At 61.8% G+C, this 24,644-nt stretch carries 29 protein-coding genes; 17 read left to right on the forward strand and 12 right to left on the reverse strand.

Features of this window, described 5'->3' with window-relative positions; all coding sequences use genetic code 11:
- Positions 1–42: 42 nt before the first annotated feature.
- The 3 genes from thyX to Q0949_RS13885 all read left to right on the forward strand — a co-directional run bounded on the left by thyX (position 43) and on the right by Q0949_RS13885 (position 3,463).
- Complete coding sequence (gene thyX / locus Q0949_RS13875) at positions 43–948, forward strand: FAD-dependent thymidylate synthase (protein ID WP_299373308.1); 906 nt, start codon at positions 43–45, stop codon at positions 946–948.
- On the forward strand, positions 945–1,706 hold the full coding sequence (locus Q0949_RS13880; protein ID WP_299373310.1) for a hypothetical protein: 762 nt from the start codon (positions 945–947) through the stop codon (positions 1,704–1,706). Before thyX ends, Q0949_RS13880 begins: the two co-directional genes overlap by 4 nt.
- Positions 1,707–2,275: 569 nt before the next feature.
- Complete coding sequence (locus tag Q0949_RS13885; RefSeq protein WP_299373313.1) at positions 2,276–3,463, forward strand: cytochrome P450; 1,188 nt, start codon at positions 2,276–2,278, stop codon at positions 3,461–3,463.
- Between the two features lie 4 nt (positions 3,464–3,467).
- On the opposite strand, the gene Q0949_RS13890 is transcribed toward Q0949_RS13885, so the two are convergent.
- Entirely contained in the window at positions 3,468–3,707 is a 240-nt protein-coding gene (locus Q0949_RS13890; RefSeq protein WP_299373316.1) for a hypothetical protein, read from the reverse strand.
- Positions 3,708–3,879: 172 nt separating this feature from the next.
- Here Q0949_RS13890 and Q0949_RS13895 point away from each other — a divergent pair, with 172 nt between their 5' ends.
- Positions 3,880–4,176 carry a hypothetical protein gene (locus Q0949_RS13895; RefSeq protein ID WP_299373319.1) on the forward strand — a complete coding sequence of 99 codons (297 nt, stop codon included), beginning with the start codon at positions 3,880–3,882 and terminating at the stop codon, positions 4,174–4,176.
- 61 nt (positions 4,177–4,237) lie between these two features.
- On the opposite strand, the gene Q0949_RS13900 is transcribed toward Q0949_RS13895, so the two are convergent.
- Positions 4,238–4,444, reverse strand: a complete 207-nt coding sequence (locus Q0949_RS13900) for a cold-shock protein (RefSeq protein WP_299146433.1) — start codon at positions 4,442–4,444, stop codon at positions 4,238–4,240.
- Between the two features lie 186 nt (positions 4,445–4,630).
- On the opposite strand from Q0949_RS13900, the gene Q0949_RS13905 reads away from it, so the two are divergent.
- Positions 4,631–4,948 carry an ArsC/Spx/MgsR family protein gene (locus tag Q0949_RS13905; RefSeq protein WP_299373322.1) on the forward strand — a complete coding sequence of 106 codons (318 nt, stop codon included), beginning with the start codon at positions 4,631–4,633 and terminating at the stop codon, positions 4,946–4,948.
- Here the strand turns inward: Q0949_RS13905 and Q0949_RS13910 are convergent.
- From Q0949_RS13910 to thrS, 5 genes are all read right to left on the reverse strand, one after another.
- On the reverse strand, positions 4,945–5,502 hold the full coding sequence (locus tag Q0949_RS13910; RefSeq protein ID WP_299373325.1) for a DoxX family membrane protein: 558 nt from the start codon (positions 5,500–5,502) through the stop codon (positions 4,945–4,947). The genes Q0949_RS13905 and Q0949_RS13910 overlap by 4 nt on opposite strands.
- 3 nt (positions 5,503–5,505) lie before the next feature.
- Positions 5,506–6,264, reverse strand: coding sequence for a DNA-binding domain-containing protein (locus Q0949_RS13915; protein WP_299373328.1), 759 nt, complete (start codon positions 6,262–6,264; stop codon positions 5,506–5,508).
- Between the two features lie 2 nt (positions 6,265–6,266).
- Positions 6,267–7,124, reverse strand: a complete 858-nt coding sequence (locus Q0949_RS13920; RefSeq protein WP_299373331.1) for a DUF692 domain-containing protein — start codon at positions 7,122–7,124, stop codon at positions 6,267–6,269.
- A 65-nt stretch (positions 7,125–7,189) separates the two neighbouring features.
- Positions 7,190–7,495 carry a DUF2282 domain-containing protein gene (locus Q0949_RS13925; RefSeq protein WP_299373334.1) on the reverse strand — a complete coding sequence of 102 codons (306 nt, stop codon included), beginning with the start codon at positions 7,493–7,495 and terminating at the stop codon, positions 7,190–7,192.
- A gap of 178 nt (positions 7,496–7,673) precedes the next feature.
- Complete coding sequence (gene thrS, locus Q0949_RS13930) at positions 7,674–9,623, reverse strand: threonine--tRNA ligase (RefSeq protein ID WP_299373336.1); 1,950 nt, start codon at positions 9,621–9,623, stop codon at positions 7,674–7,676.
- A gap of 242 nt (positions 9,624–9,865) precedes the next feature.
- Between thrS and Q0949_RS13935 the strand changes: the two genes are divergently transcribed.
- Complete coding sequence (locus Q0949_RS13935) at positions 9,866–10,060, forward strand: hypothetical protein (RefSeq protein ID WP_299373339.1); 195 nt, start codon at positions 9,866–9,868, stop codon at positions 10,058–10,060.
- Here the strand turns inward: Q0949_RS13935 and Q0949_RS13940 are convergent.
- Entirely contained in the window at positions 10,045–10,512 is a 468-nt protein-coding gene (locus Q0949_RS13940; protein ID WP_299373341.1) for a GNAT family N-acetyltransferase, read from the reverse strand. The two genes, Q0949_RS13935 and Q0949_RS13940, sit on opposite strands and share 16 nt — an antisense overlap.
- 281 nt (positions 10,513–10,793) lie before the next feature.
- Between Q0949_RS13940 and Q0949_RS13945 the strand changes: the two genes are divergently transcribed.
- The 7 genes from Q0949_RS13945 (at position 10,794) to Q0949_RS13975 (ending at position 16,639) form a co-directional block, all read left to right on the forward strand.
- On the forward strand, positions 10,794–11,546 hold the full coding sequence (locus Q0949_RS13945) for an alpha/beta hydrolase (protein ID WP_299373343.1): 753 nt from the start codon (positions 10,794–10,796) through the stop codon (positions 11,544–11,546).
- A complete protein-coding gene (locus Q0949_RS13950) occupies positions 11,543–12,532 on the forward strand; it encodes an alpha/beta hydrolase (protein ID WP_299373345.1) in 990 nt (329 codons plus the stop codon). The genes Q0949_RS13945 and Q0949_RS13950 overlap by 4 nt, the downstream gene beginning before the upstream one ends.
- Positions 12,532–12,960, forward strand: coding sequence for a VOC family protein (locus tag Q0949_RS13955; RefSeq protein ID WP_299373347.1), 429 nt, complete (start codon positions 12,532–12,534; stop codon positions 12,958–12,960). Before Q0949_RS13950 ends, Q0949_RS13955 begins: the two co-directional genes overlap by 1 nt.
- Positions 12,961–12,977: 17 nt before the next feature.
- Complete coding sequence (locus Q0949_RS13960; protein ID WP_299373661.1) at positions 12,978–13,592, forward strand: hypothetical protein; 615 nt, start codon at positions 12,978–12,980, stop codon at positions 13,590–13,592.
- Between the two features lie 112 nt (positions 13,593–13,704).
- On the forward strand, positions 13,705–14,784 hold the full coding sequence (locus tag Q0949_RS13965; protein WP_299373349.1) for a transporter substrate-binding domain-containing protein: 1,080 nt from the start codon (positions 13,705–13,707) through the stop codon (positions 14,782–14,784).
- An 11-nt stretch (positions 14,785–14,795) separates the two neighbouring features.
- Positions 14,796–15,824 carry a transporter substrate-binding domain-containing protein gene (locus Q0949_RS13970; protein ID WP_299373351.1) on the forward strand — a complete coding sequence of 343 codons (1,029 nt, stop codon included), beginning with the start codon at positions 14,796–14,798 and terminating at the stop codon, positions 15,822–15,824.
- Positions 15,825–15,928: 104 nt separating this feature from the next.
- Positions 15,929–16,639, forward strand: coding sequence for an alpha/beta fold hydrolase (locus Q0949_RS13975; protein ID WP_299373353.1), 711 nt, complete (start codon positions 15,929–15,931; stop codon positions 16,637–16,639).
- Positions 16,640–16,641: 2 nt separating this feature from the next.
- On the opposite strand, the gene Q0949_RS13980 is transcribed toward Q0949_RS13975, so the two are convergent.
- A complete protein-coding gene (locus tag Q0949_RS13980) occupies positions 16,642–17,235 on the reverse strand; it encodes a DUF6151 family protein (RefSeq protein WP_299373355.1) in 594 nt (197 codons plus the stop codon).
- A 4-nt stretch (positions 17,236–17,239) separates the two neighbouring features.
- A complete protein-coding gene (gene phaZ, locus Q0949_RS13985) occupies positions 17,240–18,511 on the reverse strand; it encodes a polyhydroxyalkanoate depolymerase (protein ID WP_299373356.1) in 1,272 nt (423 codons plus the stop codon).
- A 151-nt stretch (positions 18,512–18,662) separates the two neighbouring features.
- On the opposite strand from phaZ, the gene phaC reads away from it, so the two are divergent.
- Positions 18,663–20,468, forward strand: a complete 1,806-nt coding sequence (phaC, locus tag Q0949_RS13990) for a class I poly(R)-hydroxyalkanoic acid synthase (RefSeq protein ID WP_299373358.1) — start codon at positions 18,663–18,665, stop codon at positions 20,466–20,468.
- Between the two features lie 141 nt (positions 20,469–20,609).
- Positions 20,610–21,053: a phasin family protein gene (locus Q0949_RS13995; protein WP_299373360.1), complete on the forward strand. Its 444-nt coding sequence runs from the start codon at positions 20,610–20,612 to the stop codon at positions 21,051–21,053.
- 63 nt (positions 21,054–21,116) lie between these two features.
- On the opposite strand, the gene Q0949_RS14000 is transcribed toward Q0949_RS13995, so the two are convergent.
- Complete coding sequence (locus Q0949_RS14000) at positions 21,117–22,010, reverse strand: LysR family transcriptional regulator (RefSeq protein ID WP_299373362.1); 894 nt, start codon at positions 22,008–22,010, stop codon at positions 21,117–21,119.
- A 107-nt stretch (positions 22,011–22,117) separates the two neighbouring features.
- On the opposite strand from Q0949_RS14000, the gene Q0949_RS14005 reads away from it, so the two are divergent.
- Positions 22,118–23,083, forward strand: coding sequence for an NAD(P)H-binding protein (locus Q0949_RS14005; RefSeq protein ID WP_299373364.1), 966 nt, complete (start codon positions 22,118–22,120; stop codon positions 23,081–23,083).
- Between the two features lie 65 nt (positions 23,084–23,148).
- Positions 23,149–23,703, forward strand: a complete 555-nt coding sequence (gene phaR, locus Q0949_RS14010) for a polyhydroxyalkanoate synthesis repressor PhaR (protein ID WP_299373366.1) — start codon at positions 23,149–23,151, stop codon at positions 23,701–23,703.
- A 22-nt stretch (positions 23,704–23,725) separates the two neighbouring features.
- Here the strand turns inward: phaR and Q0949_RS14015 are convergent, their stop codons facing one another.
- A complete protein-coding gene (locus Q0949_RS14015) occupies positions 23,726–24,628 on the reverse strand; it encodes an aminotransferase class IV (protein ID WP_299373368.1) in 903 nt (300 codons plus the stop codon).
- Positions 24,629–24,644 lie beyond the last annotated feature (16 nt).

Consider the following 24,644-nt stretch of genomic DNA (forward strand, 5'->3'; position numbering starts at 1 on the left):
AGATATAGTGATACCCGACTCATATAGCGGAGAGGACGCCCCATGCCCCTGAACCCCGAACAGCAGGCCGAAATCGACAGCCTCCGCGCCACAGCGCAGCCGACCTTGCGTGCAACCGTGCCGGGAATGGAGGCGCATCTCTACAAGGCCCGGCCCGTGCTCGACCACGGCTTTGTCCGCGTCATCGACTATATGGGCGACGACAGCGCCATCTGTCAGGCCGCCCGCGTGTCCTATGGCAAGGGCACCAAATCCGTCCAGAATGACGAAGGCCTGATCCGCTACCTCATGCGCCACTGGCACTCGACCCCGTTCGAGATGTGCGAGATCAAACTGCACGTCAAACTGCCCGTCTTTGTCGCCCGCCAGTGGATCCGCCACCGCACCGCCAACGTCAATGAATACTCCGCCCGCTACTCGATCCTCGACCGCGAATTCTACATCCCCGAACCCGATGCGCTCGCCGCCCAGTCGGTCGTCAACAACCAGGGCCGCGGCGAAGCGCTCCAGGGCGAAGAGGCCCAACGCGTCCTGCGCTACCTGCGCGACGACGCCATGCGCAGCTATGACCACTACGAAGAGATGATCTCCCAGGACGGCCAACAGGGCCTCGCCCGCGAACTCGCCCGCATGAACCTGCCCGCCAACATCTACACCCAATGGTACTGGAAAGTGGACCTGCACAACCTCTTCCACTTCCTCCGCCTGCGCGCGGATGCCCACGCCCAATACGAAATCCGCGTCTACGCCGACGCGATCTGCGAGATGGTCAAGGACTGGGTCCCCGCCGCCTACGGCGCGTTCGAGGACTACCGGATGGGCGGCGCCACTTTGTCGGGGACGGCGTTGGAGTGCATGCGGCGGATGTTGAAGGGGGAAGAGGTGACGCAGGAGACTTCAGGTATGAGCAAGGGTGAGTGGCGGGAGTTTATGAGTATTTTGGAGTGAGTGAAACGCCTTTGCCATTGTACGTAACCAAGTTCTTCAATGCAGAGAAGAATTGGAACGATTATTCCAATGGCTCCTTTAAAATTGGAACTCTTTCCAGCTACCGGGGAACGGAAAGCAACGCACTGACTAGAATGACCGATCAAGAGGGTATTCTAAATCGGCATTTTGGTTCTGGAGATGGAACCATTGAAAATTTGCAAGTTCGGGGCGTATCGATCCGGGACTGTTCATTTGCGGGTGGTGTAACGTGGGTTAACGTACAAAGTGAAATTGATGAGAATGTTTTTTGCTGCACGCTTGGGCCGTATGATCTGGCGACGCATGCGAAAATTCTTCATGGACACCGTGATCCAATCGGCGGTGACTACGAGGGTAACAGTGATCTGGATGCGTATGCTGTAATTGAGCTTCGTAAGTTCTTGCAAGGTCTGCGGTTTTGGAGTGCAAGTAGCCCACTTATTACATCCAAATTGAGTCCGTTTAACCACATCGCTGCCAAGTCTGTCCGATATGGCGGAGATAGATCTGTCAGATATGATATTGATGAAATTACAAATGAAGAAAATGCAATCTCCTCCGAGGAATACGAAAGAGTGGTTTTTGACAAGCCAAGTTTCTTTTCCGTTGAGAAAGAATTTCGTATCGTCTTGTCAAGAACGCTCCCAATAGTTTCGTTTAGTCCGCTGGAGCCTCTGTATCCGCAATCTCGCCGATTGAAGAATTCAGTTGTACAGATGGGACGTTGGGTCGGCTAGACACTAATCCGCCGAAAATGACTTCCAATTTCTGCACCAAGCACGGAATCAAGGCCAAAGGCCGCCGTGCCAGCGCCGGACCGCCCCCCGGGCCGGCGCTACGTCAACACCAGCGCATCGCCCAACCAAACTCGACAAATGACGACCATAAAACGCGCCGCATAAGTGTCGGAGCGCCACCCCGCGGCCCGGCGCTGTCCCGGCTCAGCACCAGAAAACCCTGGCACTCTCGCGCATCGCTGCGCGATACGCTGCCGGGCGACGCGCCGCCTTCGGCGGCGCTGGCTCAGCGGATTTACGCGCAAGCCCCCGTGACATATCGCAGCGGATTAACCCTTTTGCAGGCCCAATTCTGCCAACAATATCAAAAACGTACACTTTCCCTGCGAAACTGTACAAACCCCCGAAATCCGCCCAAAACCCTGCCCGCACGACGGCTAAAAAACGTACACGTCCCCACCCAAACTGCACATTTTACCCCGTGACGCCCCGCAATCTGCGGCTAAACTCGGGCGCAAAGCGGGGGTTAACACAGCGCCCGCACCCCCCAAGCCGTCGGGACCCCCGCCATGCTAGACCTCCAGACCCTGCCCGAAGGCTTCCACGAAAACCCGTTCCCCCACTATGATCGCCTGCTCCGCGACGCGCCCGTCTGCGCCCAGCCCGACGGCTCCGTGATCCTGTCGCGCCACGCGGATCTTGAGCGGGTCTACAAGGACACCGCGCTCTTCACCTCCGACAAACGTGTTGTTTTTGCACCGAAATTTGGGGTGGACAGCCCGCTCTTTGCGCATCACACGACCTCGCTGGTGTTCAACGACCCGCCCCTGCACACCCGCGTGCGGCGCATCATGTCCGCGGCCCTCGCCCCGCGCGCGATCCAGCGCCTCGAACCGGGCCTGATCTCGGCCGTCGATGCCCTGCTGGAAGGCCTCTCGCAAGATGCTGATTTGATTGAGGATTTTGCCGCCCAGATCCCCATCCAGATCATCGGAAACCTCCTCGATATCCCCCAGGCGGAACGCGCGCCGTTGCGCGACTGGTCGCTGGCCATCCTCGGCGCGCTGGAGCCCACGCTGAGCCCGGATCAGATGGCCCGCGGCAACCGCGCGGTGACGGAATTCGGGGCATACCTGAAACAGCTGATCGCCCACAGGCGCGCCCATCCCGGAGACCCCGACACCGACGTTCTGACCCGGCTGATCGCAGGGGATGCGCAAGGAGATCTCTCCGAAGTCGAGCTGATCCAGAACTGCATTTTCATCCTGAACGCGGGCCACGAGACGACCACGAACCTCATAGGCAGCGCGCTGGCACTGCTGCATGACCATCCGGGCGAAATGGCGCGGTTGCGGCAGGATCCGGGCCTGATTGGCACGGCGGTCGAAGAGGTTCTGCGCGCAGCCTCCCCCAATCAGTTCGGCAATCGCACCGTCGCCCGCGACACGGAAATCGGTGGAGTGCCGCTGCGCGCGGGCACCAATCTGCATCTGTGTATCGGGGCGGCCAACAGGGACGGGGGTGTGTTTGACGCGCCAGCGGTCTTTGACATCGCCCGTAAACCGAACCGGCATTTGGCCTTTGCGGGCGGGCCGCATGTGTGCGTCGGCTTGACCCTTGCCCGGCTCGAAGCGCGGGTGGCGTTGCAGCGGTTCCTGGCCCAAGCGCCGGATTTCAGGATCGTGTCGCGCGTGCAGGGCGGGCGGGTGCGGTTTCGCGGCTATGCCTGTTTGCGGGCCGTTCTGAACGGCGCGTGATGCATCAGTGGCTGCTACGGGCGCGCAGTTCGGCGACCGTGTCCGGGTGCGCCGCTTCCCATTCCCTGAACGCGAGATAGCCGCGCGCATTCGCGTCCGGCCCGACCTCTCCGTCCGCGAAATGGCGCTTGATGGCGTGGTAATATCCCATGCAGCGCGCCCATTCCTGCGGTGACGGAAACTGCGTTTCCGCGGACACTTCGCAGGCGTAATACAGAACCATAATGCGCAAGATCTCTGCCATCGGGCGATACCTCATCTGATGTGCGGTGTTTCCAAACTAGACACAAAACGGAAAATTAACGGTAAATCATGCGTGCGCGGGCCGTGATTTCCAAAAAATCTGGACTTGTGAGTGCAGCAAAGGCAGGGTGTGTGCATAGATTTCGTGGTACAAAGACAAAACGAGGGAAGATATGCGTTTCACACGAGTGATTGCAGTTGCCGCCGCCGTTACGGCGCTCGGGGCTGTGTCCGCAATGGCGGGTGGTGGTCCGAAGGTTTATGCCTATCACAGCAGTCACAATTTCTGCCCCGCCGGGCTGCAACCGGTGACGATGGACGGCACGATTTGCTGTGGCCGTCCGAACCAGTCGATGAGCTACCAGCAGGCACTGGCGCATCCTGTCGTCAAGAAAAAGCGGGTCAAAAAGGTCCGCCACGTGCGTCGGTCAAATTGCCCGGTCGGCACCAAGGGCTGCACGTTCGACTGAATCAAATTCGCGATTGCGGCGCAGGATGGACGTCTTGCGCCGCAACGTATCTGCGTGGGGATCAGAGCAATTTCAGATCGCCCGCCATCTGGCGCCCATCGCGCCCTTCAAGCATTTCAAAACTGACCTTTTGATTGTCGGCCAGCCCGGTCAGGCCCGACCGTTCAACCGCTGAAATATGAACAAACACGTCTTTGCCGCCTTCGTCAGGGGCGATAAATCCGTAACCTTTTGTGGTGTTGAACCACTTCACGGTGCCAGTTGGCATATCCCGTGCCTCCTTTTGCAATGCAGTCCACCCCGAGAACGGGGTCGTTCGAACACCTGTGCGTGCACGTGTGCATCACCAAGGCGCCACATAAGAAAACATTGCTCAGTTGCTGCGAAAATCAAGACGGATGGGATGCAATCCGGTGCGCATGCTGCTTAATTCAACGAAATTGTGAGGGATGTTATGGAAATATACGGTTTGAAAACCTGCGATACGTGCCGCAAGGCGATCAAGGCGCTGCCGCAGGCCAGCTTTGTCGATGTACGTGCCGATGGTGTGCCCGAGGACGTCATGCAGGCCGCGCACGCCACGTTTGGCGCGGCCCTGGTCAACACACGGTCCACCACGTGGCGAGGGCTGAGCGCCGTGGAACGCGAGGCCGCTCCTGCGCAGCTGCTCGAGGATCACCCGACGCTGATGAAACGCCCCCTGATCGCCGATGGATCGACCCTGTATCTTGGCTGGACCAAGGACGTACAGGCAGCGCTGGGCGTCGCCTAGTCGGCGGCGCGGTGCGGCTTGAACGCCCGGTCAAAGGACAGCGGGCCCGCGCCCTTGACGACCAGCACAATCAGCAGGAACACCCACAAGGATCGCTGGTCCATGATCAGGCTGTTAGAGGGCGCGTCGAACCACGCGCCCAACACCAGGCCGTCGCCCCATTTGTCGTGCCCGTTCAGGTCCGTAAGCGACTGGACCACGATGAACGCGATCATCGCAAGGGCCGAGATCCGGGTGAAAAGCCCGATGATGATTAGAAGCGGCAGGATAAATTCGGCCATGGTGCCCAGTGTAACAACTGCCCAGTGATAGGTGGTCAGCTGGGTCGTATCATAACCTACGGCCTCCATCGCCTTTGGGAAAATCTGTGCATAAGCGCCCAGCGAGGGTTGAAAAATGCCAAGCACCCCGTCGCCCAGCTTGGTCATACCGGAAATCCAGAAATACCCCGCCAGCACGGCCGCAAACAGGAACCGCGCCAGTGTGGGCAGGATCCAGTCGTTGCGCTCGAGCGGCGCGGTGGCTGAGGTATACAGGCGGGAGAGGGCAGTCATGGGTCAATCCTTCGGGGTGGTTAGTCCGGCGATTGCGCCCTGCCAGAGCAGCAGGGTCAGCAAGGGCGTGAGGTCAAAGTCGGGGTCCTGCGTGGTGGCGGCGTCCTGTGCGGCACCAACTGTGCCACCTTGCGCGATGGCAGCCATCCATGCGCCCTGCGCAAGGGTCAGGGCATGGGGGAGCGGGTCGAATGCAGGCCGGGTGATCAACACGCTTTGGGCGACGGCTTGTGGCTTGGGCGCGCCGGGTTCCGTGTTGAACCGCCAGATATCAAAAAGCGGCCAGGCCGATGGAATGCACATGACCGGCGGGCACAGGTGCAGGGTCGAGGCCGTCAGCGTCTCGGGCGGGCAGGCGGCGAGGACCTGCGGGTCCATCGGGGCGGCGTCGGCTGCGTGGTAGGCGCGGCGCAGACCCAGTTCCAGCCGTGCGACATCCCGAAGGTAGCCGATATGCGCCAGCGGTTCGAACCCCTCCAGGAACGTGGGCATGTCTTGGCCATAGTGCATCATCAGCGGGGACCGAGGCGGGTGCGCACGTGCATGGATCAGCGCCAGCTGGTCAAACGTGTTGTCGCCCACGAGGCGGCGCAGGATGGGAAAGGCGGTTCTGAGGGCATCCACCAGCGCCACCGTGACGTTGTTGCGGTAGACGTCAAAGCGATTTTGCGCAGGCGCGCCCCGACCGTCGCTCAGGCCGTTTGGCGCGGGCATCGCGGGATCCAGCAGGGCGGCGCGGAAGGCGGGTTGCGACACGGACATGATCAGCCCGCCAAAAGGGCGAGTGCGGCGCCTGCGCGCTCCGCCTCTGCGCGCAGGTCGGGCCAGTCGGGTACGTCGTTGTCCCACTCGACCAGCACAGGCGCGGGGCCCACCGCGCTCAGTGCGTGGTGCAGCAGTGTCCAGACCGGCTCTGCCGTGGCGCGGCCATGGCTGTCGATCAACAGCGGCGCGCCGGTCTCGTCGGTGTCCTCGTCATGACCGCCCACGTGGATTTCACCAACTGCATCAGTGGGATAGGCATCAATATATCCTTCGGGCGTATAGCCAAGGTTGGTTGCGGAGATGAACACGTTGTTGACATCAAGCAGCAAACCACACCCGGTGCGCCGCACCAGTTCCGCCAGAAAATCGGTTTCGGACCACGTGCTTTCGTCAAAGGCGAGGTAGCTCGACGGGTTTTCCAACAACATGCGCCGCCCCAGCGTGGATTGCACCTCGTCGATGTGGTCGGCAACGCAGGTCAGGGTATCGGTGGTGTAGGGCAGGGGCAGGAGGTCATCGAGGAACTCGGCCCCATGGGTGGACCACGCCAGATGTTCGGAGAAGCTCTGCGGCTCGAGCCAGTCCACCAGATGTTTCAACCGGTTCAGGTGGTCGGGGTCCAGCGGCCCCGCGCCGCCGATGGACAGGCCCACGCCGTGCACCGAGATGTCGAACCCCTCGCGCAGGGCACGCAGCTGGGCGTGCGGGCGTCCGCCATCGCCCATATAGTTCTCGGCGTGCACTTCCAGCCATTTCACAGGGCCGGGATCGTCGCGCAACGCATTGAAATGCTGCGCTTTGTATCCCACGCCGGGGGCCGCAGGCAGGCGGGGCGGGGTCAATGTCGCATCCAGCATGGCGGGGCCTCGGTGGGGGCAAATGGGGGCCTGCGCCGCGTGGTATTGGCGCAGACCGTCGTGTCTTATGCGGGGAGGTCGCGGCTCAGCTCTTCGAGCGATCCCTGGCGCGCGGTGCCGTCAGCCATTTTCGGCAGATCGATGTCGGCACAGGTGCCCTTGTCCACAAGCGTCCATGCGTTGCCTTGGTAATCCACGGTCGAGGTGCCTGCGCAAGTGGTGCCCGGCCCTGCGGCGCAATCGTTCTCGCCGGCCAGCGAGATACCATAGCATTTTTCCTTGGCCGCGGCCTCTGCCGGCGTGGCGGAATGAGCCGTCATGGCTGCCGCAACAGCACCGGCGATTGCAACGGTCTTCATTGTCTTCGACATCTTCAACATTCCCTCTGGATCTCGGTTACAAAACGGTCGTGGCCCTAACATAAGGCTTCAATCCGTATTGTAACCACACTCACTGCCCGTCTCACAGAGGCGTTATGAAATGTCATGTTAAAGGCCGGGCTCCGCAGGGAGTCCGGCCTTTTCATTGCAACCCAAAGTTGGGGATATTTCAGGCGCGTTGGTCAGGCGGGGTGGCTTCGCTGCGCAATTGCGCGGTCAGGTCGGCAAGCGGCTGCACGCTGGTCTGCTTTTCGCCAAGACGACGGACGGACACGGTGCGTTCCTCTACCTCGCGCGCGCCCACGGCCAGGATGACAGGCACCTTGCCGACCGAATGTTCGCGCACTTTGTAGTTGATCTTTTCGTTGCGGGTGTCCGCTTCGGCCCGCACGCCCGCGGCGCGCAGGGTGTCGACCACTTCGCCCACGTAGTCATCCGCCTCCGAAGTGATGGAGGCCACGACGACCTGACGCGGGGCCAGCCAGAACGGCAGCTTGCCTGCGTGTTCCTCGATCAGGATGCCGATGAACCGCTCGAACGATCCCAGCGTCGCGCGGTGCAGCATGACGGGCCGGTGCTTGGCCCCGTCCGCGCCGATATAGGTGGCGTCCAGCCGTTCAGGCAGCACGAAATCCACCTGATGGGTGCCGCATTGCCAGTCCCGCCCGATTGCATCGGTCAGCACGAATTCCAGCTTGGGACCGTAGAATGCGCCCTCGCCGGGGTTCAGTTCCGGTTCGATCCCCGCCGCCCGCGTCGCCTTGAGCAGCGCCTCTTCGGCCTTGTCCCACACCTCGTCCGAGCCTGCGCGCATCTCGGGGCGGTCCGAGAACTTTACCCGGAAGTTTTCAAAGCCCAGATCGCGGTAGATGCCCGATAGAAAGTCGATATATACGGCGGTTTCGGATTCGATCTGATCCTCGCGGCAGAAGATGTGTCCATCGTCCTGTGTGAACCCGCGCACCCGCATGATCCCGTGCAGCGCGCCCGAGGGTTCGTACCGGTTGCACGACCCGAACTCCGCCATGCGCAGCGGCAGGTCGCGATAGGATTTGAGACCTTGGTTGTAGACCTGCACGTGGCACGGGCAGTTCATTGGTTTCAGCGCGTTCACGGCCTTTTCGCGGGCGTGTTCCTCGTCCACTTCGACGATGAACATGTGTTCCTGATATTTCTCCCAGTGGCCCGACGCCTCCCACAGCTTGCGGTCGACGACCTGCGGGGTGTTGACCTCGACATAGCCGCCCGCGCGCTGTTTGCGGCGCATATAGTCCTGCAAAGTGGTGTAGATGGTCCAGCCGTTCGGGTGCCAGAAGATCTGGCCCGGCGCTTCTTCCTGCATGTGGAACAGGTCCATCTCGCGGCCCAGCTTGCGGTGATCGCGTTTGGCCGCCTCTTCGAGCATGTTGAGATGCGCGCGCAGCTTTTCCTTGCCGGTGAAGGCCACGCCGTAGATGCGCTGAAGCATCGCGCGGCTGCTGTCACCGCGCCAATAGGCGCCCGCGATGGACATCAGCTTGAACGCGTCGCCGGGCACTTGACCGGTATGTTGCAGGTGCGGGCCACGGCACAGGTCTTGCCAGTCGCCGTGCCAGTACATGCGCAGCGGCTCGTCGCCCGGGATGCTCTCGATCAGCTCGACCTTGTAGGGCTCGCCCCGGTCCTTGTAATACTGGATCGCCACATCGCGGTCCCAGACCTCGGTGCGGACGGCGTCGCGCTTGTTGATGATCTCTTTCATCTTTTTCTCGATCACGCCCAGATCTTCGGGTGTGAACGGTTCGGCGCGGTCAAAGTCGTAGTACCAGCCGTCCTTGATGACGGGGCCGATGGTGACCTTGGTGTCGGGCCAGATCTCCTGTACGGCGCGGGCCATGATATGCGCCAGATCGTGGCGCACCAATTCGTTGGCCTGTGCCTCGTCGGCCATGGTGTGGATGGCGATCTGCGCGTCGGCCTCGATGGGCCAGGCGAGGTCCCAGTGCTGCCCGTCCACGGTGGCGCTGATCGCCTTCTTGGACAGGGATTTCGAGATGCTTTCGGCCACGGCGGCGGGGGTCACGCCTGCGTCATAGCTGCGCGCATTGCCATCGGGAAAGGTCAGGGAGATTTGGGCCATGTCGGCACTCCTCGTCAGTTTGGCGCCCACGGAACGCCCGGTTGCGGGTTGAGATGTGCGCGCCATGTGGCAGGCCGGGGCCTGTGCGTCAAGCGGTCACGCGACGGGGTATGCCATGGCATGCCGAATTTCCGACATTTGAGGGCGATTTTGCGACGTTTTGGGGTGGACCTTTTGGCATGCCCCCTTATTTTGAAGCCAAGTTCACTATCGGAAACTTCTGATCGCAAGAGGAACATGCAGTGCCCAAGTACAACACGCAATTCGAACTGTCCGTCGATGATCTCGACCTGATAGAGGAGGCGCTGCGCGCGGCCAAGCAGGCCAAGGCGGATGCCAAGGCCGCCAAGGCGCGCAAGATCCACGACCTGCTGGGTCGTCTGCACAATCAAAAGACATTCTTCCGTCCCGCCAAGGGCACCTACGTCAGCGGGTGATCCAGCGGCATTGAGAACCGCGGCCCCGATGCGGGGCGCGGGGCAAAGCCGTGCGTCTGGTAGAACTGCGCCGCTGCATGGTTGTCGGGATGCGTACCCACGGTCATGATCTTGCAGCCGAGGCTACGGCAGTGAGTTTGCGCGGCATCCATCAGGGCCTTGCCGATGCCCTGGCCGCGACAGGCCGGGCGCACGAACAGGTGGTGCATGTCCATGCCGCGCGCGCCCATCTGCAACTGCCCAAGGGGCAAAAGCGCGGTGTAGCCCACCAACCCCTTCGGCCCCATGTCGGCCACCAGAACGGTAAACCAGCGCTGCGGACCAAAGACGTCCCGTCGCAGCTGGGTCGGGTTCACATCCGGCGTGTCGCCGTGATGGGCGGCCAGCGCACAGATCATCTGGTGCAGCTGTGGCAGATCGGGTTCGGTCAGGGGGCGGATCGTCGGGGTCATTTTGCATCTCCTTTGCACGCGGCAACCGGAAATTGCATATGACAGCGCCGCGTTTGCGGCGGGTGGGGTCAGTGGTCGGACACAGCACGGGCGCGCAGGATATGCGGCCGTGTAAAATAGGATGTGATGTGCATCTGTGTCATGGCGCAGACCTTGGCCCGCGCCGACCGACGGGTCAACCGGGTTTCGGCCTGTCGAGGCGCGCGGTGTTGCGCCCTTGCGTCAGGATGGACAGTCGCGCCCGCTGCGCCCATGATCCGGGCAAAGACGGAGAGGGGCGGATGACCACACCACAGATACTCGACACGCCGCAAGGCCGGCAGCTGGCCTATCACCGAACCGAAGGGCGCGGCCCATGGATCGTCTTTCTGGGCGGTCTGAAATCCGACATGGAGGGCACCAAGGCCATCCACCTCGAGGCTTGGTGCCGTGCACAGGGCCGCGCATTTCTGCGCTTTGACTATTCGGGCCATGGGCAAAGCTCGGGCACGTTCGAAGAGGGCGCCATCGGTGATTGGGCCGAAGACACGCAAGCCGCACTTGAGGCGCTGACCGACGGCCCTGTGGTCGTGGTGGGCAGTTCCATGGGCGGCTGGCAGGCGCTGCTTTTTGCGCGCAACAGGCCGGACCGGGTCGCGGGAGTCGTCACCATCGCCGCAGCGCCCGATTTTACCGAGGACGGGTATTGGGCCGCGTTCACGGACGCGCAAAAGGCGCAACTGGCCACGGATGGGCAGATCGAAATGCCGTCCGACTATATGGAGCCGTACATCATCACCCGGCGCCTGATCGAAGATGGGCGCAAACACCTCGTTCTGCGCGAACCACTGCCATTGCCCTTTGCCGTGCGCTGTCTGCAAGGCACCGCCGACACGGCCGTCAGCACCGAGACGGCGGTCCGCTTGCTGGAGCATGCAGACAGCCCCGACATGCGCCTGACGCTGGTCAAGGATGCGGATCACCGGTTTTCGGACGGGCCGTGCCTGGGCATGATCGAAGCGGCCATCGAGGACGTGCTAGGCGGTGCCACATGAGAAAGATCGCTCGGATGCTTGGAATATTTCTGTGCCTTGTCGCTCTGCTTTTGGCTGGGCTCTGGCTGTTTGGTCCGTACGAGGACGCAACCCTGACGCCAACGCCAGCCGCAGCGAATGTCGGCGAGGATGTTGACGCGCATTTTGCCCAAGCCGAGGCGGCCTATGACGACATCACACCCGGCGTGGAAAAGCGCGTGGACTGGATCGGGGAGTGGGGGAGCAAGACCGAGTGGTCCATCCTTTACGTGCACGGGTTTTCGGCCACGTCGGAGGAGATCCGCCCTGTGCCCGATCTGCTGGCCGCCGAGCTTGGGGCGAACTTGGTCTATACCCGCCTGACGGGACACGGTCGCGGCAGCGACGCGATGGCGGACGGGTCGGTGCAGGCCTGGGTCGATGATCTGGCCGAAGGGCTGGCGGCGGCCCGCCAGGTTGGCAATCGGGTCCTGATCATGTCGACATCGACGGGTGCGACGCTCACCGCTGCGGTGTCGGGTGATGCGGAATTGATGCAGGATGTGGGCGGATTGATCTTTGTGTCGCCCAACTTTGGCGTCCGCAATCCGCTGGCCAAGTTGCTGACCTGGCCTGCAGCGCGGTACTGGTTGCCGCTTGTGGCCGGGGATCGGCGCAGTTTCACGCCGCACAATGACGCGCATGGCAAATACTGGACCACCGAATACCCAAGCGTGGCCGTCATGCCGATGGGTGCGCTGATCAAGGCCGCTGCACAGCAGGACTATGGCACGCGCGATCTGCCTGCGCTGTTCTGGTTCTCGAAAGACGACGGCGTTGTGGACGCTGGCATTACCGCGCAGGTCGCATCGGACTGGGGTGGTCCGGTCGAGGTGGTCAATCCAGTTATGGGCCCGAATGACGACCCGTTGTCGCATGTCATCGCGGGCGAAATCATGTCCCCCGACCAGACGCAGCCCACCGTTGCGGGCATGGCCGACTGGGCACGCGGGTTGGATCAACCTTGATGGATCAGCGTGTCTCCCTGATCACACTGGCGGCGGATGACCCGCAGCAACTGGCGCAGTTTTACGAGGCGCTTGGCTGGCGCCGGGTGAACAGCCCCGATGGCGTCGTGGCCTTTGATCTGATTGGTCAGACGCTCGGCCTTTATGGTCGGGCGGCGCTGGCCGATGAACTGGGGATGGAGGCGCAGGATCTTGGACAGGGGGCCGTGATCCTCAGCCACAACGTCCGCAGCAAGGATGCGGTGGCACCGCTCTTGCAGCGTGCCGAGGACGCGGGCGGGCGGATCGTGAAACCGGCACAGGACGTGTTCTGGGGCGGGTTTCATGGGCACTTTGCCGACCCCGACGGCCACATCTGGGAAGTCGCGTGGAACCCGTTTTCCACCCTTGGCCCGCAGGGCGAATTTCAGTGGAACGGGGCCGCGTGATGCGTCGCCCGGCCAGCATGTGGAGCCTTGAGACCCTGGGCCGCGTGCGGTTGTCCAAACATTTTTACATGCGCGACTTTCTTTATTCCGAGATCGGGAACTTTCACGAAATCAAGAACATACCGCGCGATCCGGATCTGGCCATCGCGCATGGGCGCAAGCTGTGCACCGAACTGCTGGACCCGCTGGAAGAGACATTCGGCAGGCTCGCGATCCGGTCGGGTTATCGGTCGCCCGAGCTGAATCAATACGGCAATGACAACAAGCTGAATTGCGCGCGTAACGACAATCCGATCGAATGCCATATCTGGGACTGGGGGCAGGGTGATGCCGCGATTGCGGGCACGTCGCTGGCCATCCCGTGGTTCACCGACCAATACGAACAGGGCCGCGACTGGCGCGATCTGGCATGGTGGATTCACGATCATCTGCCTTATTCGGGCATGTGGTTCTTTCCCAAGCTGTGCGCGTTCAACCTCGATTGGCGTCCCGCACCGCACCGAATGATCGGCAGCTATATTGCGCCGAAGGGGCTGTTGCTGCGACGCGGTGAACGCCCCGACGAAAGCCCCGCCGCCCGCGCCGCGCGATATGCCGACTTTCCGACCTACCGGGGAATCGCCTACCCGTAAGGCGGGTGGGCATTGTCAACATATATACTTCTTCACAATATGTAGCTTGCCCGTTGACGCAGCCCCGCAAAATAAGGGATTTTCCCCCAAATTTCGATCTGGGGGAACGGATATGAAACGATTCTTGGGTGCAGCCGCCTTGGCACTTGCGGCCTCTGCAGTGTCCGCTGCGGCGCAGGGTTGTGGTGGCGTCTATACCGTTGTGGGTGGGGACAGCCTGTCGCTGATCGCCGACAAGCACTACAAGAATGTCTCCAAGTGGACCGAAGTGCATCGCAACAACCTGTCCGTCATCGGCGAAAACCCCAACGCCCTGCGGATCGGGATGAAGTTGCGGCTGGGCTGCATCGACGGGCTGCCCGTGGGTCTTGAGGGGGCCGCCGCGCCGCAGCCTGCCACCGCGCTTGCGCCTGCCCCCGCGGTCGCGCCACCCCCCCGCCGCAAGCTGGAGCAGACGATCAACATCGTCACGGCGGGCGACTTTGCGCCATTCACCGATCAGACGCTCGAAAACGAAGGGTTGATCACCGACGTGGTCAACACCGCCATGGCCAAGTCGTCCTCGGCCGACACATACCGCGTGCACTGGGTCAATGACTGGTCGTCGCATCTGGATCCGCTGATGAGTTCGGCAATGATGGACATGGCGTTCCCCTGGTACAAACCCGATTGCGCCGGATCGCCCGACAACTACCGATGCCAGAATTTCCATTTCTCGGACCCGATGTTCGAGATGCTGATCCTGCTTTTTGTCGATAAGACCCGCCCCATTCCATTCGCGCAGGACAGCGATATCGAGGGGCGCACACTGTGCCGCCCGGCAGGGTATTTCACCCATGATCTGGACCGCGCCGACCGGCGCTGGATCTCGGACGGCAAGATCACGTTGAAACAGCCGACGACCGTGCAGGCGTGCTTTGACATGCTGGTCGCGGGCGAGGTCGATGCGGTTGCGATGAATGAATTCACGGGCCGGGCCGCGATCAAGTCGCTGGACCTCAAGGACCGGGTCGAGGTTGTCCAGGGTCGCCCGATCTCGATCGAGGGGCTGCATGTGCTGGTGCACAAGGACCATCCCGACGCCGACGCCCTGCTGGCCACGATCAACGGGGGCCTCGATGTGATCAAGGCCACCGGTGATTACCAGCAGGTGATCGACCGCCATATGACGAAAATCTGGGCCGACTTCTGAGGAGAGCCGCGATGCTGCGCACCCTGATCTACAGTACCGTTGGATCGGTCGCGCTGGCCGGGTCGGCCGCCGCCTGCCAATCGACGCTGACCGTGGCTCCCGGCGATACGCTGTTCTCCATCGCCGAAGAACAGTTGGGAGACCTGTCGCGCTGGTCGCTGATCTTTTACAACAATCCCGACATCCAGGGCGGCAGTCTGCTGGAGCTGCCGCCGGGCACCGTTCTGTCGATCCCGTGCCCCGAGGACGCGGTGCGTGCGCCGGACCCCACGCCCTTGCAGCAGCCCGACGCCGAGGCCGAGATGATGCTGGTGACGGGGTCGAACTATGCGCCCTTTACCGCTCTGGATTGGCCAGGGCAGGGGATGCTGACCGAACTGGTCAATGCCGCGCTGGAGACCACCCCCAATCCGCTGACTTATTCGATCACGTGGGAAAATGACTGGTCCAAGCACCTGTTTCCGATGCTCGATTCCAAGGAATTCGACATGGGGTTCCCGTGGTTCCAGCCGGATTGCGCGGGCAACCCGACCAATGAACGCTGTGTGAATTTCCACTTTTCCGATCCGCTGGTCGATCTGGTGATCCTGCTGTTCTCCAAAAGTGACGATCCGATTGCCTTTGAGACCGACACGGACCTGCACGGCAAGACGCTGTGCCGTCCCGCGGGCTATTTCACCCACGATCTGGACCGCGCCGACCGGCAGTGGCTGAGCAAGGGATTGATCACGCTGGAGCAACCGGCCACGCCGGATGACTGTTTCAACATGCTGGTCGCGGGCGAGGTGGACGCGGTGGCGCTCAACGAATTTCTGGGCGTGCAGAAGATGTTCGAGATGGGGCTGACGGACGTGGTCGCCCCCTCGGACCGGCCGTTGTCGGTCGAGGGGCTGCATGTGCTGATTTCCAAGAAACACTGGCGCGGCACGGCGCATCTTTACCGGTTCAACGCCGGTCTTGCCAAGCTCAAGCAGACCGACCGGTACAACGAGATCGTCAGCCGTCATCTGGCGCTGTTCTGGGACCAGATCAAAAGCTGACGGGCGCGCAAGTTTGGCTTGCCGCGCGCTGGCGCGTCGGCCATTGTGCGCAAAAGGCTGAAAAAACGGCAGGCGGCAGATGGCGGTAAACGCAGGGCAGAGGCATGGCTGAGCCTCTGGTATTTCTACCCGGTATGATGTGTGACGCGCGGCTCTTTGGGCCGCAGATTGCGGCGTTGTCGGCCGACTTTTCCGTCATGGTGTCGCCCGTGACGCGCGGCGAACGGATCGAGGAAATTGCCAGCGGTCTGCTGGACGAGTTGCCGCAACGGTTCGCGCTCGCAGGGTTGTCGATGGGCGGCATCGTGGCGATGGAATTGCTGCGCCGTGCGCCGGACCGGATCACGCGGCTGGCCTTGATGGACACCAACCCGCTGGCCGAAACCCCACAGGTCGCCGCCGCGCGCGAGCCGCAGATCGTCAAGGTGCGCACGGGCCGTATGGCCGATGTGATGCGCGAAGAGATGAAGCCGAATTACCTGGCCCCCGGCCCCTATCGCAACGAGATCCTCGATCTGGTGATGGACATGGCCGAGGCGTTGGGCCCCGACGTTTTCATACGGCAGTCACGCGCCCTGCAACGTCGCCGCGATCAGCAGGGGACGTTGCGCAAGTGCCGGGTGCCGACCATGATCCTGTGCGGTGCCCATGACGCGCTGTGCCCGGTCAAACGCCACACGTTCATGGCAGAGCTGATCCATGGCGCGGAATTGCGGGTGCTGGACCATGCCGGTCACCTGCCGACACTTGAGATGCCGGACGAAACCACACAGGCGATCCGCGACTGGATGCGGCAGCCCTTGGTGCTGCGCTGAGGTCAGGTTTGGTTGGGTGTGCCGGGATATAGTCCCGCGCGTTCCGCATCGGTCACCACGTGGATCTCGCGAACAGGTTTGCCGGTGCTGGCGTCAAAGAATGGTGTGTTTTTCCAACGGCCCATCAAACGGCGCGACAGCGCGCGCCCAGCAAATCCCATCAGAAACGTCCACCCACCCTCATGTCCGCGCTTGCCATTGGGCTTGCGCACAAAGGCGCGCGCCTTGACCGGGCCAAGAGGGGCTGGATCCTCCAGCCGGTCGGTGCGGAAGGAGGCAAATGACACCTTGGGCGTGCGCATCGTGTTGAACAGGACCGCGCCGCAGCACCGGGCCTGCCAGCGCAAGAGGCCCTTGTCCGAGAGGGAGAACACCGCCAGCTGATCCTCCCCCGCATCAAATCTCACCCGGTCGGGCACCGTCTGATAGAGTTGCACGCCGCCGGGCGCGGGATCGGGTTGCCCGGCATAAAGCTCGGTCGCGCGGCAATCGTGGCAATAGCATTCGGCGCGGGTGCCGTTCTGTGGCGACACGCCCAACAGCGTGCCGCGCAGTTTTCCGCAATCACAGGCAAAGGGCAGATCGACGCCTGCCATGGCCTCAGGCCGCCGCGTTCTTGTTCGCGGCCTTCTTGCCCGGCTTGGGCGAATTGGCGTCGATGAAATCCATCACGAGCGGACGGATATTGTTGCGCCAGCTGCGCCCGGCAAAGATCCCGTAGTGACCGGCGCCGGGTTCCACATGGCTGGCCTTTTTGCTGTCGGGCAGGCCGGTGCACAGATCCAGCGCCGCCACGCATTGGCCGGGGGCCGAGATATCGTCATTCGCCCCTTCGACCGTTTTGACGGCGACGGTCGTGATCTTGCCGATATCGACGCGCTTGCCATTCACGGTAAACGCGTTCTTGGCAATCTCGGCGCGTTTGAAGATCCGGTCCACGGTCGACAGGTAGAACTCCGCCGTCATGTCCATCACGGCGAGGTATTCGTCGTAGAACGTGTTGTGCTTGTCATGATCACCCGCATCGCCGCGCGCCACGGCGCTGATTTGGTCGGTGAAGGCCTTGGAATGTTTTTCCCCGTTCATCGACATGAAGGATGCCAGTTGCAGGAGGCCGGGATAGACCTTGCGGCCAACGCCGGGATATTTGAAGCCGACCCGTTGGATCATCATCTCTTCGAGCTGGCCCATGGTCACACGGCGCCCGAAATCGGTCACGTCGGTGGCATTTGCGTCCGGGTCAATCGGCCCGCCGATCAGGGTCAGCGACCGTGGCTGTGCGTCGGGGTCTTCTTCGGCAAGGTATGCGGTGGCCGCCAGCGTCAGGGGGGCCGGTTGGCACACGGCGATCACATGGGTGTCGGGACCCATGTGGCGCATGTAGTCGACGAGGTAGAGCGTGTAATCCTCAACGTCGAACTTTCCTGCGCTGACGGGAATGTCGCGGGCGTTGTGCCAGTCGGTCACGTAGACTTCGCAATCCTGCATCAGCGAGATGACGGTAGAGCGCAGAAGCGTCGCGTAGTGGCCGGACATCGGTGCCACCAGCAGCACCTTGCGCTTGCGCGGTGTGCGACCCGTCACGTTGAAATGGATCAAATCGCCGAAATCGCCCGGCACAACCACGTCGATCTTGACGATGTGGTCCTTGCCGTCTTCGGCGCTCAGGGTGGGGATGCCCCAATCGGGCTTGACCACCATGCGCTGGAACGTGCGTTCCGTCACCTCGCCCCAGGCGCGCATCCACTGCATCGCGGGGTTCGGGACCATGGAAAAGGCGGGATAGGCCCCAATGGCCTGCGCGGTCGCACCCAACCATTGATTGGTGTTCCGCATGGTTTCCATCAGATCGTAACTGACCATATAGCGCATAACAGTTCCTTCGTACCCGGTTGGCCCGCGCGGATATGTTTCCACGTCGGACGGTTTGTCGCTTTGCGCCCTGAAACATGCGACCATACATACGCCGCATCCGTAAATCTGCGGATGCTGCATGTGCGAAGACTACGAGGAAGATGTTAATATGACAACCAATGACACAACCGCTGGTGCTGTGTCGGGCGAAAACCTCGACAAATTGAACGCAAATCTTCGTAAAGTTGAGGAGTTGACCCAGCGACTCACGCAGGTTTTGACGCACCGCAGCACGCACAACACGGCGCTGGACGGCCCGAATCAGGAATTGTTCGCCAAGGCTGCCACCGCCTATTGGCACGAGGCGTTTCGCGAACCGGCAAAGGTGCTGGAGCACCAGTTGCAGTTCTGGTCCAAGTCGGTGACCCATTTCGTGGAGGCACAGCAGGCGCTGGCCTCCGGCAAGTTGCAGGCCCCGGCCGATCCCGGCCCCAAGGACCGGCGCTTTGCCAACCCGCTTTGGGACACGCACCCCTATTTCAACTATGTCAAACAGCAATACCTGATCAACGCGGACGCCGTGCAGCAGGCCGTGGATGACGTCAGCGATCTGGACCCGCTGGAGAAAAAGCGGCTGGCCTACTTTTCGCGCCAGATCGTCGACATGATGAGCCCCACGAATTTCCTGGCCACCAATCCGGACGCGCTGGAAAAGGCGGTGGAGACCGAAGGACTGTCGCTGGTGCAGGGGCTGGAGAACCTGATTTCCGACCTCGAAGCCAATAATGGCGAATTGATCGTCAAACTGGCCGATGACAAGGCGTTCGAACTGGGCGGCAATATCGCCACCACGCCGGGCAAGGTCGTGTTCCGCAACAAGATGATGGAGCTGATCCAGTATACGCCGACCACCGAAACCGTGCACAAGACGCCCATCGTGCTGTTTCCGCCGTGGATCAACAAATTCTACATTCTCGACCTCAAGCAACAGAACAGCCTGGTGAAGTGGATCGTGGATCAGGGCCACACCCTGTTCGTGGTCAGCTGGGTCAACCCGGATGCGGCCTATGCCGATGTGGGTCTCGAGGACTATATCGAGGACGGGTACCTGACCGCGATCCGCGAGGCCAAGGCGATCTGTGGTGAAAAGCAGGTCAACGCGATCGGCTATTGCATTGCGGGCACCACGCTGTCGCTGACGCTCAGCCTGCTCAAACAGCGCAAGGACAAGTCGATCAAGTCGGCCACGTTCTTTACCGCGCTGACGGATTTCGGCGATCAGGGTGAATTCGCGCCATTCCTGACCGATGACTTCATTGACGGGATCGAGGCAGAGACCGAGGCCAAGGGCATTTTGCCGTCGGTGATCATGGCGCGGACTTTCACCTTCTTGCGGTCCAACGACCTCGTCTACACGCCTGCGATCAAAAGCTATATGATGGGCGAAACGCCACCGGCCTTTGACTTGCTCTATTGGAACGGCGATGGGGCCAACCTGCCGGGCAAGATGGCGATGCAGTATCTGCGCGGCCTGTGCCAGCGCAACGAATTGGCAACGGGCGGCTTTGACCTGATGGGGCATCATCTGGAACTGGGCGACATCGATGTGCCCTTGTGTGCCATCGCCTGCGAGACCGATCACATCGCGCCGTGGAAGGACTGTTACCGCGGGGTGCAGCAGATGGGGTCCAAGGACCGGACGTTCATCATGACCCAGTCGGGCCATATCGCGGGCATCGTGAACCCGCCGAGCAAGAACAAGTACGGCCACTATACCAATGATGATCTGGGCCTCGACCATGCCGACTGGCTGGAGGGTGCCAAGTTCCACGAAGGGTCCTGGTGGCCGCGCTGGGGCAGGTGGATCAAAAAGCGCGGCGGCGCGCAGGTTCCGGCCCGCACGCCGGGGGATTCGGAGCATCCGGTGCTGTGCGATGCGCCCGGCACATACGTGGCCGTCAAGGCAAAGCCCTGAAATTACATCACCTTTCCCTTGGGTCAGGATATTTTGCCGCAGTGCAGCATTTGTCTTGAAATGCTGCGGCGCAGCATCTATCTTGTTTGCAGACGCAGAAACGCGGGATGTTCCCGCAGCGACGCAAAAGGATTGAAGACAATGGCCAAGACACCTGACATGACCGCGATGTTCAAAGACGTTATGGGTTCGTTCCCCGTCGACACAGCCGCGATGGAAGACGCATTCAAAACAGCGACATCGCTGAACGAGAAACTGAGCACAGTTGCCATAGACGCAGCCGAGAAATCGACTGAAATCTCGTCCAAGTGGACAAAAGAGACCCTGTCGAAACTGGCCGACATCTCCAAGGCGAAAGCCGAGCCTGCCGACTATGCCAAAGCAATGACCGATTTCGCATCGGCCTATGCCGAAGTGACCGCCGAGCACATGGCTGCCTTCGCTGAAGTTGCCAAGAAAGTGCAGATGGACACCGTGGAACTGATGATGGCCGCTGGCAAAGACATGAGCGAAGACGCATCCGCCGCCGTGAAAAAAGCGACAGGCGACATGACAGCAGCCGCCAAGAAAGCAGCTGCGAAGTAAGTCTTACACGAGATATCGCGCCTCATTTCCTCCCTGAACTGGCGTGATGACTTTGGCGGGCCCCTATGGGCCCGCTTTTTTCTTGCCCGGCTTCGCCAATGCGTCGGCCAACCAATCGTAAACGCGCCGGATGCGCGGCGTGCTGCGTAGTTCGGGATGTGCCGTCAACCAGATCGGCAGGCTTGCAATGGGGGTGTCGCGCAGAATCCGCGCGACGTCCGGATCGTTATCGCCCACAGGCACCTGCCCGAAGCCGATGCCGCATCCCGCCCGCACCATCTGCCACGAGACCACCTGGTCATCGCAGCGAAACGCAAAGAAGTCGGGCGTCACGTGCACGCCCACCTTGGCCATGCCCTCGATGATCAACGTGCTGCAGTCATATCCGATGATGTCATGGCTGCGAAACGCCTCGACCGTGTCGGGGATGCCGCGGCGCGCGATATAGGCGTGGCTGGCATAGGCCCCAATGGGCAGGTCACCCACATGGCGGGCAATCACGTCATTCTGGGTGGGGCGGTACATGCGCACGGCGATGTCGGCCTCGCGACGCAGCAGGTTTTCGGTGCTGTCGGAGGCCACCAGCTCCACCGAGATGTCGGGATGCGCCTGCCGCAGCGCGGCCAGGATCGGGGGCAAGGTGAAGGTCGCGACCACCTGGCTGGCGGTGACGCGCACGGTCCCGCCAAGGTTGGTCGCAGTGCCAAGCATCGACATCCGCGCCGCCGCATCCGCCATTTGCCCCGCATGTTCCAACAGCTCTGTGCCCGCGCGGGTTAACGCCATACCACCACGGCTGCGATCGAACAGACGCGCGCCCAGTGTGGTTTCGAGTTGCGCGATATGGCGGCTGAGCGTGGGTTGGCTGCTCTGTCGCGCGCGCGCCGCCGCAGAGAGAGAGCCGTTTTCAGCCACAGCCACGAAGGATTGGATTTGGGACCAGTCAGGGATCGTCATGGGTTATCTATTCATTTTTGAATGATAGATGTCAAACTATGACAAATGACCTGCAATATTGAATGGCATAGAGTGACCCCATCAAACGGATCAAAAGGAGATTCCCCATGCCATCAGTCATCGTCCTCGGCGCAAACGGGCGATTCGGCCGCGCCGCTGTAGATGCGTTCGGCCAACAGGGGTGGGATGTCACGGCCCTCGCGCGGTCGTGGCCCACGCCACCGGCCACGCGCCATGTGACCGTCGATGTCACGGACAGCGCCGCGCTGGCGGACGCGTGTATGGGCCACGACGTCATCGTGAACGCAATCAATCCGCCCTACCACCACTGGGCGCGCGTTTTGCCCGCGATCACGCGCGCGGTCATCTCTGCGGCGCAAGCCAGTGGTGCGACTGTGATGATCCCCGGCAACGTTTACACCTATGGCTCCGTCCTGCCTGAACGGCTGTGCGAGGACACAGCCCATGTGGGCGACACTCGCAAGGGGCGGTTGCGTATTCAGATGGAGACGGCCTACCGCGACAGCGGCGTGCGCACGATTGTGTTGCGCGGCGGTGACTTCATAGAGGCCGAAAAGACGGGCGCATGGTTTGACAGCCACATGGCGCACAAGGCCTGGGAGGGTAAGTTCAGCTATCCGGGACCACGCGATCTGCCCCACGCGTGGGCGTACCTGCCCGATATGGCCCGCGCGATGGCGATGCTGGCGTCGCGGCGGGCCCAGATGGCATCGTTCGAGGAGTTCGGGTTCGAGGGCATGACCCTGACCGGAGATGATCTGGGCGCGCTTGTGTCCGATGCCGTGGGACGGGATGTGCTGTTCACCGGGTTCCCCTGGGTCGCGTTGCGCATCATGGCGCTGTGGTCCCCGCTGATGCGCGAGGTGCTGGAAATGCGCTATCTCTGGCAGCGCCCGCACCGCGTGGATGGATCCAAACTGCGGCGTATGGTGCCGGAGTTCGAACCCACCCCTGCGGCCAAGGCAATTGCCCAGTCTCTGGCCCCGTATTCACCCGCGCGGCAGCATGCCGATTCCGCGCCACGGGACGCGGTTTCGAACACACGCGCGTGACGCTTTCTTTTTTGTCCGCCTGCGCCTAAGCTGCAATGCAGCACGCAGGCGGGGAGAACAGGCACGTGACCGAGAAACCAGCACCATTGTTGATCAAACGCTATGCCAGCCGACGGCTCTACAACACCGAGACGAGCGACTATGTCACGCTCGAGGACATCTCGGGCTTTATCCGCGACGGGCGCGAGGTTCAGATCGTTGATCTGAAGACCGGGGATGACCTGACGCGGCAGTACCTGTTGCAGATCATCGCCGAGCACGAAAGCCGCGGCGAAAGCGTTCTGCCGGTGGACGTGCTGAACGATTTGGTGCGCAGCTACATGGGCGGTGGGGCGTCCGTGGTGCCGCAGTTCCTGCAAGCGTCCTTTGAGATGTTGCGCGACGGCCAGAGCAAGGTCATGGAGAACATGACCGCGATCAACCCGATGGCCAAGATGCCGGGTTTCGAGATGATGCAGGCGCAGCAAGAGGCATTCATGAAGGCCATGACGGGCGGTCTGTCCTCCGGCTGGACGGGGGGCGCCGCGGATGCGTCCGACGCCAAGGACGACGGCGAAGATCTCGACGCTATCAAAAAACAATTGGCCGAGCTTCAGGATAAACTGTCCAAGATGTCCTGACCGTCCAGTCTCGGGTCCGGTCTCAGGCCCGGATCACCGGGGTGCGGTGATCCGGGCGCATGATCCAGTCGAAATAGAGCGCGCGCAGCCGCGTCGCCACCGGCCCGGCGGTGCCGTTGGAAAAATGGCGGTCGTCCACCCGCGCCACCGGGATCACACCGCCGCCCGATGAGGACAGGAAAACCTCGTCCGCTTCCCAGAATTCCTCCAGCGGCAGGGGGCGCACCTCGGGTTGCAAAGCCGCCTCGCTGCACATCTCCAGCACAGTGCGCCGACTGATGCCGTGCAGCACGCCCGCATCCGGCGTCACGACACGGCTCCCAAAGACGGCAAACACGTTGAACCCCGGACCTTCGGTGATGTGCCCTGCATGATCGAGCAGCAGCGTGGTTTCAAAGCCGCGGTCCTTTGCCTCGAACAGGCCGGAGGTGAAATCGCCCCAATGGTAGTTCTTGACCGTGGGATCGACACTGTCGGCGGGGATGCGGCGGACGGATTTGGCGATCCAGACAGATGTGCCCTTGGCGGCAATCTCGGGTTTGACGATGTGCACATAAGGCACGCACCACGCATAGAAGTGGTTGGCACAATCGCGCGGATCACGGCTGCTTTGCACGGGGTTGCGGCCGCGCGCGGCGACCATCGCCACATAGGCGTCGCTCAGGCCGGATGCGGCCACCATCCGGTGCAGGGCGTCGCAGATGCCCGCGTGATCCAGCCCGATATCATAGCGGCCCGTGGTTACCGACGCGATGAACCGCGCCACATAGTCATCAAGGCGAAAAAACCCGCCTTGCCAGACCGGCACGACGTCATAGGCAATGTCGGAATGGGTCAGCCCCCAGTCGGTCACGGGCAGGGCTGCGGCGTCAATCGGGATGATCGCGCCGCCCATGAAAGCAGCGCCTTTGCTCAGATCAGTCATAGCCGAAGGCTAGCGC

The sequence above is a fragment of the uncultured Tateyamaria sp. genome (assembly GCF_947487805.1).
In the GTDB taxonomy this organism is placed as follows: Bacteria; Pseudomonadota; Alphaproteobacteria; order Rhodobacterales; family Rhodobacteraceae; genus Tateyamaria.

Excerpts from the sequence above, each read along its gene's own strand:
- Q0949_RS13980 (WP_299373355.1), bottom strand. The coding sequence starts at position 17,235 with ATGGCAGGCGTCGATCTGCCCTTTGCCTGTGATTGCGGAAAACTGCGC.
- Q0949_RS13905 (WP_299373322.1), top strand. The coding sequence starts at position 4,631 with ATGGAAATATACGGTTTGAAAACCTGCGATACGTGCCGCAAGGCGATC.
- Q0949_RS13915 (WP_299373328.1), bottom strand. The coding sequence starts at position 6,264 with ATGTCCGTGTCGCAACCCGCCTTCCGCGCCGCCCTGCTGGATCCCGCG.
- phaZ (WP_299373356.1), bottom strand. The coding sequence starts at position 18,511 with ATGCGCTATATGGTCAGTTACGATCTGATGGAAACCATGCGGAACACC.
- Q0949_RS13965 (WP_299373349.1), top strand. The coding sequence starts at position 13,705 with ATGAAACGATTCTTGGGTGCAGCCGCCTTGGCACTTGCGGCCTCTGCA.
- Q0949_RS13910 (WP_299373325.1), bottom strand. The coding sequence starts at position 5,502 with ATGACTGCCCTCTCCCGCCTGTATACCTCAGCCACCGCGCCGCTCGAG.
- Q0949_RS13940 (WP_299373341.1), bottom strand. The coding sequence starts at position 10,512 with ATGACCCCGACGATCCGCCCCCTGACCGAACCCGATCTGCCACAGCTG.
- Q0949_RS14005 (WP_299373364.1), top strand. The coding sequence starts at position 22,118 with ATGCCATCAGTCATCGTCCTCGGCGCAAACGGGCGATTCGGCCGCGCC.
- Q0949_RS13995 (WP_299373360.1), top strand. The coding sequence starts at position 20,610 with ATGGCCAAGACACCTGACATGACCGCGATGTTCAAAGACGTTATGGGT.
- Q0949_RS13970 (WP_299373351.1), top strand. The coding sequence starts at position 14,796 with ATGCTGCGCACCCTGATCTACAGTACCGTTGGATCGGTCGCGCTGGCC.
- Q0949_RS13950 (WP_299373345.1), top strand. The coding sequence starts at position 11,543 with ATGAGAAAGATCGCTCGGATGCTTGGAATATTTCTGTGCCTTGTCGCT.
- Q0949_RS13885 (WP_299373313.1), top strand. The coding sequence starts at position 2,276 with ATGCTAGACCTCCAGACCCTGCCCGAAGGCTTCCACGAAAACCCGTTC.
- phaC (WP_299373358.1), top strand. The coding sequence starts at position 18,663 with ATGACAACCAATGACACAACCGCTGGTGCTGTGTCGGGCGAAAACCTC.
- Q0949_RS14000 (WP_299373362.1), bottom strand. The coding sequence starts at position 22,010 with ATGACGATCCCTGACTGGTCCCAAATCCAATCCTTCGTGGCTGTGGCT.
- thyX (WP_299373308.1), top strand. The coding sequence starts at position 43 with ATGCCCCTGAACCCCGAACAGCAGGCCGAAATCGACAGCCTCCGCGCC.
- Q0949_RS13945 (WP_299373343.1), top strand. The coding sequence starts at position 10,794 with ATGACCACACCACAGATACTCGACACGCCGCAAGGCCGGCAGCTGGCC.
- Q0949_RS13920 (WP_299373331.1), bottom strand. The coding sequence starts at position 7,124 with ATGCTGGATGCGACATTGACCCCGCCCCGCCTGCCTGCGGCCCCCGGC.
- Q0949_RS13955 (WP_299373347.1), top strand. The coding sequence starts at position 12,532 with ATGGATCAGCGTGTCTCCCTGATCACACTGGCGGCGGATGACCCGCAG.
- Q0949_RS13900 (WP_299146433.1), bottom strand. The coding sequence starts at position 4,444 with ATGCCAACTGGCACCGTGAAGTGGTTCAACACCACAAAAGGTTACGGA.
- Q0949_RS13960 (WP_299373661.1), top strand. The coding sequence starts at position 12,978 with ATGTGGAGCCTTGAGACCCTGGGCCGCGTGCGGTTGTCCAAACATTTT.
- thrS (WP_299373336.1), bottom strand. The coding sequence starts at position 9,623 with ATGGCCCAAATCTCCCTGACCTTTCCCGATGGCAATGCGCGCAGCTAT.
- Q0949_RS13925 (WP_299373334.1), bottom strand. The coding sequence starts at position 7,495 with ATGTCGAAGACAATGAAGACCGTTGCAATCGCCGGTGCTGTTGCGGCA.
- Q0949_RS13890 (WP_299373316.1), bottom strand. The coding sequence starts at position 3,707 with ATGGCAGAGATCTTGCGCATTATGGTTCTGTATTACGCCTGCGAAGTG.
- Q0949_RS13895 (WP_299373319.1), top strand. The coding sequence starts at position 3,880 with ATGCGTTTCACACGAGTGATTGCAGTTGCCGCCGCCGTTACGGCGCTC.
- Q0949_RS14015 (WP_299373368.1), bottom strand. The coding sequence starts at position 24,628 with ATGACTGATCTGAGCAAAGGCGCTGCTTTCATGGGCGGCGCGATCATC.
- Q0949_RS13975 (WP_299373353.1), top strand. The coding sequence starts at position 15,929 with ATGGCTGAGCCTCTGGTATTTCTACCCGGTATGATGTGTGACGCGCGG.